The sequence below is a fragment of the Pseudomonas sp. IT-93MI4 genome (assembly GCF_949767635.1).
GTDB classification, from domain to species: domain Bacteria; phylum Pseudomonadota; class Gammaproteobacteria; order Pseudomonadales; family Pseudomonadaceae; genus Aquipseudomonas; species Aquipseudomonas putida_A.
This window is the reverse complement of the sequence record NZ_CATKPP010000018.1, coordinates 1-7,753: the sequence shown is the minus strand read 5'-3', so window position 1 is coordinate 7,753 and position 7,753 is coordinate 1. Positions and strand designations below refer to the sequence as shown.

The 7,753-nt window shown below is 59.6% G+C and carries 5 protein-coding genes; 1 reads left to right on the top strand and 4 read right to left on the bottom strand.

What is annotated here, in order from left to right; translation table 11 throughout:
• Window positions 1-56: 56 nt before the first annotated feature.
• From ACM6I7_RS11730 to ACM6I7_RS11715, 4 genes are all read right to left on the bottom strand, one after another.
• A complete protein-coding gene (locus ACM6I7_RS11730) occupies window positions 57-1,235 on the bottom strand; it encodes a PepSY-associated TM helix domain-containing protein (protein ID WP_414888630.1) in 1,179 nt (392 codons plus the stop codon).
• Window positions 1,236-1,309: 74 nt separating this feature from the next.
• Window positions 1,310-3,811 (bottom strand): TonB-dependent siderophore receptor, encoded by a 2,502-nt coding sequence (locus tag ACM6I7_RS11725; RefSeq protein ID WP_414888629.1) that lies wholly within the window; start codon window positions 3,809-3,811, stop codon window positions 1,310-1,312.
• Window positions 3,812-3,898: 87 nt separating this feature from the next.
• A complete protein-coding gene (locus tag ACM6I7_RS11720; protein ID WP_414888628.1) occupies window positions 3,899-4,900 on the bottom strand; it encodes a FecR domain-containing protein in 1,002 nt (333 codons plus the stop codon).
• Window positions 4,900-5,400 carry a sigma-70 family RNA polymerase sigma factor gene (locus ACM6I7_RS11715; RefSeq protein ID WP_098966527.1) on the bottom strand — a complete coding sequence of 167 codons (501 nt, stop codon included), beginning with the start codon at window positions 5,398-5,400 and terminating at the stop codon, window positions 4,900-4,902. The genes ACM6I7_RS11720 and ACM6I7_RS11715 overlap by 1 nt, the downstream gene beginning before the upstream one ends.
• Before the next feature lie 311 nt (window positions 5,401-5,711).
• Here ACM6I7_RS11715 and ACM6I7_RS11710 point away from each other — a divergent pair, with 311 nt between their 5' ends.
• A complete protein-coding gene (locus tag ACM6I7_RS11710) occupies window positions 5,712-7,592 on the top strand; it encodes a methyl-accepting chemotaxis protein (protein WP_027611105.1) in 1,881 nt (626 codons plus the stop codon).
• Window positions 7,593-7,753 lie beyond the last annotated feature (161 nt).

Genomic DNA, 7,753 nt, shown 5'->3' with positions numbered 1-7,753 from the left:
AGAACCCCTGTCTGCTAACGCAGACAGGGGTTTTGTCGTTTCAGGACCCCCAAACATCAGGCCGTTTTACGAGCCTGGCTGATGCGCCGGGCCTGCCACTTGCGCCACCAGATGTAGACGCCAGTCCCTGACAGCCCCGCAATCACAACACCCAATACCGCGATGATCACTTGCCCGGTGAAGCCGATGATCCGTCCGCCATGTATCGGTAGTTGCAAGCGGTAAAACCGTTCCCCCAATGTCCCTTGTCCGGCAATTTCCTGACCTAATAATCGCCCGTCAGTACCGTGGAAAAACAACCAGGATTTTCCATGCGCTTGAGTGTCATGTTGCCCGAATCCTGCGCCGTAGAAGTTGTACTCAAAGCTGTAATACAACTCCCCGATCGCCGCTGTCAGCCCTAACCTCTTCCCCTCGACCAATGCCCTTTCGTACGCCTGTTGATAACTCAACTGTGTCACCCCCAACTCCGAGGGAGGCATTCGCCCTCGAGCCTCATAAACGCTCGGCTCGATCGGTGAAAGCAGCGACACCGCCGGTTTGAAGACCTGACTGGGCAAGTTCATCGCGACACTGCTGACCGCAATCGGTAGCAACAACAACCACAGCCACAATCCACCGGTCCGATGCAGATCGAAGTTGAGTCGATAGACGTGGCCGCCCTTGATCTTCCAGGCCGCCGACCACTTTTTCCAGAACGGCTTGCCACGAGGAAACGTCAGCCACAGCGCGATGAAACAATCGATCACCCAGGCGCTGGCAACCAGCCCCATCAACCACAAGCCCCAGTTTCCGGGCAGCGTCAAGTTGTAATGAAACTCAAGAATGAACGGAATGAAGTTCTCCCGGGAAAAGCAGCACTCACCCCAGTAACGTTGGCCCTTCTGCTCGGCACTCACCGGGTCGAGATAGAACACCTGATTGCGCTCATCGAACGGTTTGCCGGTCACCGGATCATTACGCGGTACCGCCGCCAACATGGCGGTATGCCCCGTCTCCTGCGGATACTCCATGTACCAGACCTGCAACTTCGGATGCGTGGTTTGCACCACGTCGACCAAGCCCCCGGGAGGCAATCGTTGCCCCTCAAATGAGGCTGCGTAGAAGTGCGGATTCAGCCACTCATCCAACTCATGATTGAACGCAAGAATGCTTCCGGTGATCCCGGCCAGCAGCAAAAACACCGCTGTTGCCAGCCCGATATAGCGATGCAACAACACCAACAATGCGCGCATGAGAATTTCCCCACAGAAGCGACAAAGCCAGCCCCTGAAAACAGGGGCTGGCTTTTTATGCACAAGGCAAAGGTTTAGAACTGGTAGCTGACCGTGGCGGCGACGTTGCGCTCTTCGCCCATGTAGCAGAAGTTCAGACTCGCGCAGGAGGCCACGTAGGATTCATTGGTCAGGTTGTTCGCGTTCAGGCGCACGTCGACACCTTTCAAACCAACCTTGCCCAGGTCATAGCCGATCGATGCGTCGAACAGCGTGTAGGAAGGCACCTTCAGCGTGTTTTCCGCATCCGCCCAGCTGTAACCGACATAACTCACACCACCGCCCAGGCGCAGGCCGTCGAGTGCCGCACTGTCGAATTTGTAGTCCGCCCACAACGACGCCATGTGCCGCGGTGCCTGAGTCGGCGAGTTGCCTTTGTTCTCGATCACATCGGTCGGCGTGCTCAAGGTGCTGACCATCGACTTCGAGTACTCGATATCGGTGAAGGTGTAGCTGCCGAGTACTTTCAGGTTGTCGGTCAACTGCATGTGCGCTTCCAGTTCCAGCCCTTGCGAACGGACAGCGCCTACCGCGCGGTAGAAGTTTTCCTGCGGCAGTTTGGTCGCCAGATTTTCTTGATCAATGCGGAACAGCGAGGCTGTGAACAGGTTGTCGGTGCCCGGCGGTTGATACTTCAGGCCGACTTCCCATTGCGTCCCGTCAGTTGGCGGCAGAGGATTACCGGCGCTGTCGGCATACGAGTTCGGGTTAAACGACTCGGAGTAGCTGATGTACGGCGCCAGGCCGTTATCGAACAGATACAACGCACCAGCGCGGCCGGTCAGTTTGGTGCGGCGGTCGTTGATTTCCGTGCCCACCGGACGGCCCGCTTCGGCGATACGGTTCTCATCCGACGTCTCGACCCAGTCCTGACGCAGACCCAGCGAAAACCGCCATTGATCCATCTCGATCAGGTCTTGCAGGTAGGCCCCGGTCTGCTCCAGGCGGCGCAGGTAACTTGTGTCGCCGTACATATCGATCGCCGAATTGCCGTAGACCGGGTTGAACGCATTGATCGGCGCCAGACCGCCGCTGGTCCAGTCGACCACGGTTTTGCGCCGCTGATAGTCCGCACCCATCAACACGGTGTGCTTGGTAGCTCCGGTGAAGAATTCGGCCTGCAGCATGTTGTCGACGATGAACGCATGCAGACGTTCATCGCCGCCGGTGTAGTAGCGGTTAAGTTCGTTGCTGGTTGGCGTCGTCCAGCCATAGGCGTAAACCTGATCCATGTTCACTTTGGAGTCGAGGTAACGGAAGTTCTGCCGCGCTGTGAAGACATCGTTGAAGCGATGTTCGAACTGATAGCCGAACGATTGCTGATCCCGCGAGTAGCCATCAATCCCCGGCTCACCCTCGAAGAAGTGCGGCGAGATGCGATTGCCGTTGCGCTGATGAATCGTCCCGTCCGCCGGCACGCCACCGTGGTAGCCGCCATCCGGATCGTGCTGCAGATACGCCTGCAGCGTCAGCGAGGTGTCTTCAGTGAAATCGATGCTCAGCGTCGGAGCGAGGGCGAAGCGTTTTTCCTTGTTGTGGTCGAATTGTGTGTCGGACTGATCCGTCAAACCGGTCAGACGATAGGCAATGCGCTTGTCGTCATCGCCCGGACCACTGAAGTCAAAACCGACCCCGCGCTGACCTTGGGTACCGACCGTGGCCTGAACCTGATGATAGGCCTCGTACAACGGCTTTTTGCTGGTCAGCGCCACCAGGCCACCGGGCGAACTGCGGCCATACAAGACCGACGACGGGCCTTTGAGAATATCCACGCGCTCGAGGAAATACGGATCGACCTGCATGGTGCTGTAGGTCCCGCTGTCGCCCATCGACTTGAGGCCGTCGAGGTAGATGTTATCCACCGAGCCATCGTTGAAGCCGCGCATCGCCACATAGTCGTAGCGATGGGTCGCCCCGTAAGGGTTGGTCAGCACGCCGGGGGTATAACGCATCGCCTGGGAGACGGTCTGCGAGCCTTGATCGTCCATTTGCTCGCGGGTGACCACGGACACGCTTTGCGAAGTTTCCAGCAACGCGGTACTGGTCTTGGTGGCGATCTGGCTGTGGGTGGCGTTATAGCCTTCCATGCTGCCGAGTGCGTTGCCGAGGGCGAAACCTTTGATATCGGTGGTTGGCAGTGCCAGCGCATCGGTTTCACTGACAGGACGCAGGACGTAGCTGCTGCCGTCCTGGCTGACTGCTTCCAGGCCCGAACCGCTGAGCAAATGGCTCAACGCCTGATCAGTTGAATATTCGCCCTGTACGCCCGGAGACTGTTGTCCCTGCGTTTGCTGCGGAGTCATCGCCAGGGTAATGCCTGCCTGACGGGCAAACTGGTTCAGCGCTTCGCCCAGCGGGCCGGCGCCGATGCTGTAGCGATGACTGCTCGCTTCACTGGCAGGGGCGGCGACGCTCAGGCCGGGCAGCGCACCGGCACCCAGAACGGTGGACAGCAGGGCGGCGCGAACGGCGTGGCGCAGCAGGCCCGATTCGGCAGTGAAATTCAGCGGTTTCTTACAGGTGAGGCGGACAGTCATTGTCGGTTTCCGTGGCAAGTCGCAAAGGCTGAGTTGAAGTGCTTACTGACCAAGCCGGACTTGTCGCGAAAACCCGCCAAAATAATTTCAGGCCACCGCCTCGAGTGTGACCCACCATCGGGTGCGATAACGCAATTGCACCGGCAGGGTCTGCGGCAGGATGGCCAGCAGCGTGTCGGTGTCCTCCAGGCGGAACACTCCGGACAGGCGCAAGTCCGCCACCTGCGGCGCGCACGTCACAAATCCCTGACGATAACGCCCGACTTCATTGAGGAAATCGCCCAGGCGCATATTGCGGGTCACAATCAAACCATCGGCCCACGCGCCCACGTCCATATCCAGTGGCGCTGCCGGGCGCACCTGATGATGATCGATCAGATAGGTCTGCCCCGCGAGTGCCTCGACGGAGGTTGCGCCGCTGCGGATGGCGACGCTCCCGGAGCTGACGGTGAGCCGTGTGCAATCGCTGTCCTGACGCAAGATGAAGCGGGCTTTTATCGGCTCATAAATACCATGACGACTTTGCACGCGAAGTGGCCGGTTGAACGTCGCGCCTTCATCGTTACCGCCGCATGTGACGATGATTTCGCCGCGAGTGAGTTTAATCAGCCGCTGCTGCGCGGTGTAGTCCAGATCCACTGCGCTGGCAGTGTTCAGCTCGATCCGCGTGCCATCGGGCAACTGGAACCCGCGACGCTCGCCGGTCGCCGTAGCGTAATCAGCGCGCCACTGCTGCCAGACGGAGGTGTCCTTGGCCAGCCACGCCGCGGAGCCCATCAGCACCGCGCCAGACAGCAGCTTCAAGGCTTGTCGCCGCCCCAGCCCTTGCGCACTGTTTTCCAGCGTATTGAACGCCACCTGGGCGCCGGGCACTGCGCGCAAGTTATGGCTCAATTCCGCCTGCAGCGACTGCACGCGCTGCCAGGCCAGTTCATGTTCATGATGTTCGGCGCGCCACGCGTCGCACTGATGACTCAGGCGCGCATTGCCATGGTTGTTACGCAGCCGCAGCAACCAGTGGATGGCTTGCTTGACCACCTGTTGCTGCGGCGCGGCGCGGCGCGCGACTGAGTTGTTATCCACAGGCATCAACTTGCGTACCGCAACACGTAGCAGTGATACAGCGCATCGGCGACGTAACGTTCGACTGAACGCAGTGACAAGCCCATCTGCGCGGCGATCTGCTTGTGGGTCAAACCTTCGCACTGCGCCAGCAGAAACGCCTGACGCACTTTCGGTCGCAAGCCTTCAAGCATGCGCGCGATGCTCTCGAGCAACTCGATTACCAAGGCGCGGGTTTCGGCGCTTGGGGTTTCGGCTTCGGGCAAATGGGCGATGGTTTCGAGATAGGCGCGTTCGATTTCTTCACGACGCCAATGATCGATCACCAGGCCACGGGCGATGGTGCGTAAAAATGCGCGAGGCGCCTTGAGTTCCAGGCGTTCGCTGCGCTGCAACAGGCGGACGAAGGTGTCCTGAGCCAGATCTGCGGCATCCGCGGCATTGCCCAGCCGCGCCCGCAGCCAGGCGTTGAGCCAGCCGTGATGACTCCTGTAAAGCGCCTGCACTGCAAACTCAGGTGAGGACATGAACGCGACAGCCCGAACGTCACAAATGATAATTAGTCGCATTTTTATCAGGGGCTGCGAATTTTGCAACCTCTGCTCGGAGATCCAGCAAAAAAACTTCGTGGCGAACGCTCTGGCACGCCGTTCGGCGGGAATCTGACAGAAATGCAGGCCATTTCCCACGCAGCCCTAAGATTTCCGTGAATGTTGCCGACAGACTGGTGAGACATGCGTGCACCAAAGTAGAGCGGCCGTCAGAACGCCGCCTGCGCTGTACATGGAATGTTGCATCCCGGAACGCATCCCCACTTTTGCATAAGAAGTCCCATGAAATGAATCTCAAGTTCAGCCATAAAATCCTGTTGGCCGCCTCGGGCGTCGTGGTCCTGGCTTTCGCTTTGTTCACCCTCTACAACGACTATCTGCAGCGCAACACCATTCGCCAGAACCTCCAGTCGTCTGTGCAGCAGGCCGGCGATCTGACCGCCAGCAGCGTGCAGAACTGGATGAGCGGGCGAATTCTGGTGCTGGAAAACCTCGCGCAGAACGTTGCCCATCAGGGCAAGGACGCCGACTTCCCGGGGCTGGTCGATCAACCGGCCTTCACCTCGAACTTCCAGTTCACCTACGTCGGTCAGGCCAACGGAGTGTTCACCCAGCGGCCTGACGCGAAGATGCCCGACGGCTACGACCCGCGTCAGCGCCCTTGGTACAAGCAGGCCGTGGTCGCCGACAAAACCATGCTGACGCCGCCATACATGGCGGCGGTCGGTGGTCTGGTAGTGACCATCGCCATGCCGGTGAAAAAGAATGGCGAACTGCTGGGTGTGGTCGGCGGTGACCTGAGCCTGGAAACCCTGGTGAAGATCATCAACTCGGTGGACTTCGGTGGCCTCGGTCACGCGTTCCTGGTCAGCGGTGACGGTCAGGTGATCGTCAGCCCGGACAAAGACCAGGTGATGAAGAACCTCAAGGACATCTACCCGAATTCCGGTGTGCGCATCGAGAAGGGCAACCAGAACGTGGTGCTCAACGGCCAGGAACGCATCCTGTCGTTCACCCCGGTCAGCGGTTTGCCGAATGCCGACTGGTACATCGGGCTGTCGATCGATCGTGACAAGGCCTACGCCGCCCTCAGCCAGTTCCGTACTTCGGCGCTGATCGCGATGTTCGTCGCGGTCGCGGCGATTGCGCTGCTGCTGAGCCTGCTGATCAACGTCCTGATGCGTCCGCTGACCACCATGGGCCGCGCGATGCAGGACATCGCTCAAGGCGAAGGCGACCTGACCCGGCGTCTGGTCGTGGCAGGCAAGGATGAGTTCGCCGAACTGGGCAGCGCGTTCAACCAGTTCGTCGAGCGCATTCACGCGTCGATTTCCGAAGTGTCGTCGGCCACCCGTCACGTGCACGACCTGTCGCAACGGGTAATGGCCTCGTCCAACGCCTCGATCATCGGTTCCGACGAACAAAGCGCGCGCACCAACAGCGTGGCTGCCGCGATCAATCAGTTGGGCGCCGCCACTCAGGAAATCGCCCGCAACGCCGCCGATGCGTCGCAGCACGCCAGCGGCGCCAGCGAGCAGGCCGATGACGGTCGTCAGGTGGTCGAGCAGACCATTCAGGCGATGACCGAGCTGTCGCAGAAGATCAGCCTGTCATGCACCCAGATCGAAACCCTGAATGCCAGCACCGACAACATCGGCCACATCCTCGATGTGATCAAAGGCATCTCGCAACAGACCAACCTGCTGGCGCTCAACGCGGCCATCGAAGCGGCCCGTGCCGGTGAAGCCGGACGCGGTTTTGCGGTGGTGGCGGACGAAGTGCGCAACCTCGCCCATCGCACCCAGGAATCGGCGGAAGAGATCCACAAGATGATCACCTCCTTGCAGGTCGGTTCGCGTGAAGCGGTGACCACCATGAACGCCAGTCAGGCGTCCAGCGAAGAGAGCGTGGAAGTGGCCAATCAGGCCGGTCTGCGCCTGGTCAGCGTGACCCAGCGCATCGGCGAAATCGACGGCATGAACCAGTCGGTGGCCGCTGCAACCGAAGAGCAGACCGCGGTGGTGGAAACCCTCAACGTCGACGTCAACCAGATCAACCTGCTGAACCAGCAGAGCGTGGCCAACCTCAATGAAACGTTGAAGGATTGTGATGCGTTGTCGCAGCAGGCTAATCGGTTGAAGCAGTTGGTCGATAGCTTCAAGATCTGATTTTCAGATTCGAGACCGCGTTATCGTTCTTCGCGAGCAGGCTCGCTCCCACAAATTGAACGCGTTCCTACAGAAGGAGTGCGATCAAAATGTGGGAGCAACTGTCTTACTGCCACCGTTCGTCACCGCCACTCTGTGCCGTCTCGCAGCATGGCATTCAG

What these genes read in the sequence shown, in the direction of transcription:
- ACM6I7_RS11730 (WP_414888630.1), bottom strand. Translation starts at nt 1,235, where the DNA reads ATGCGCGCATTGTTGGTGTTGTTGCATCGCTATATCGGGCTGGCAACA.
- ACM6I7_RS11725 (WP_414888629.1), bottom strand. Translation starts at nt 3,811, where the DNA reads ATGACTGTCCGCCTCACCTGTAAGAAACCGCTGAATTTCACTGCCGAA.
- ACM6I7_RS11720 (WP_414888628.1), bottom strand. Translation starts at nt 4,900, where the DNA reads ATGCCTGTGGATAACAACTCAGTCGCGCGCCGCGCCGCGCCGCAGCAA.
- ACM6I7_RS11715 (WP_098966527.1), bottom strand. Translation starts at nt 5,400, where the DNA reads ATGTCCTCACCTGAGTTTGCAGTGCAGGCGCTTTACAGGAGTCATCAC.
- ACM6I7_RS11710 (WP_027611105.1), top strand. Translation starts at nt 5,712, where the DNA reads ATGAATCTCAAGTTCAGCCATAAAATCCTGTTGGCCGCCTCGGGCGTC.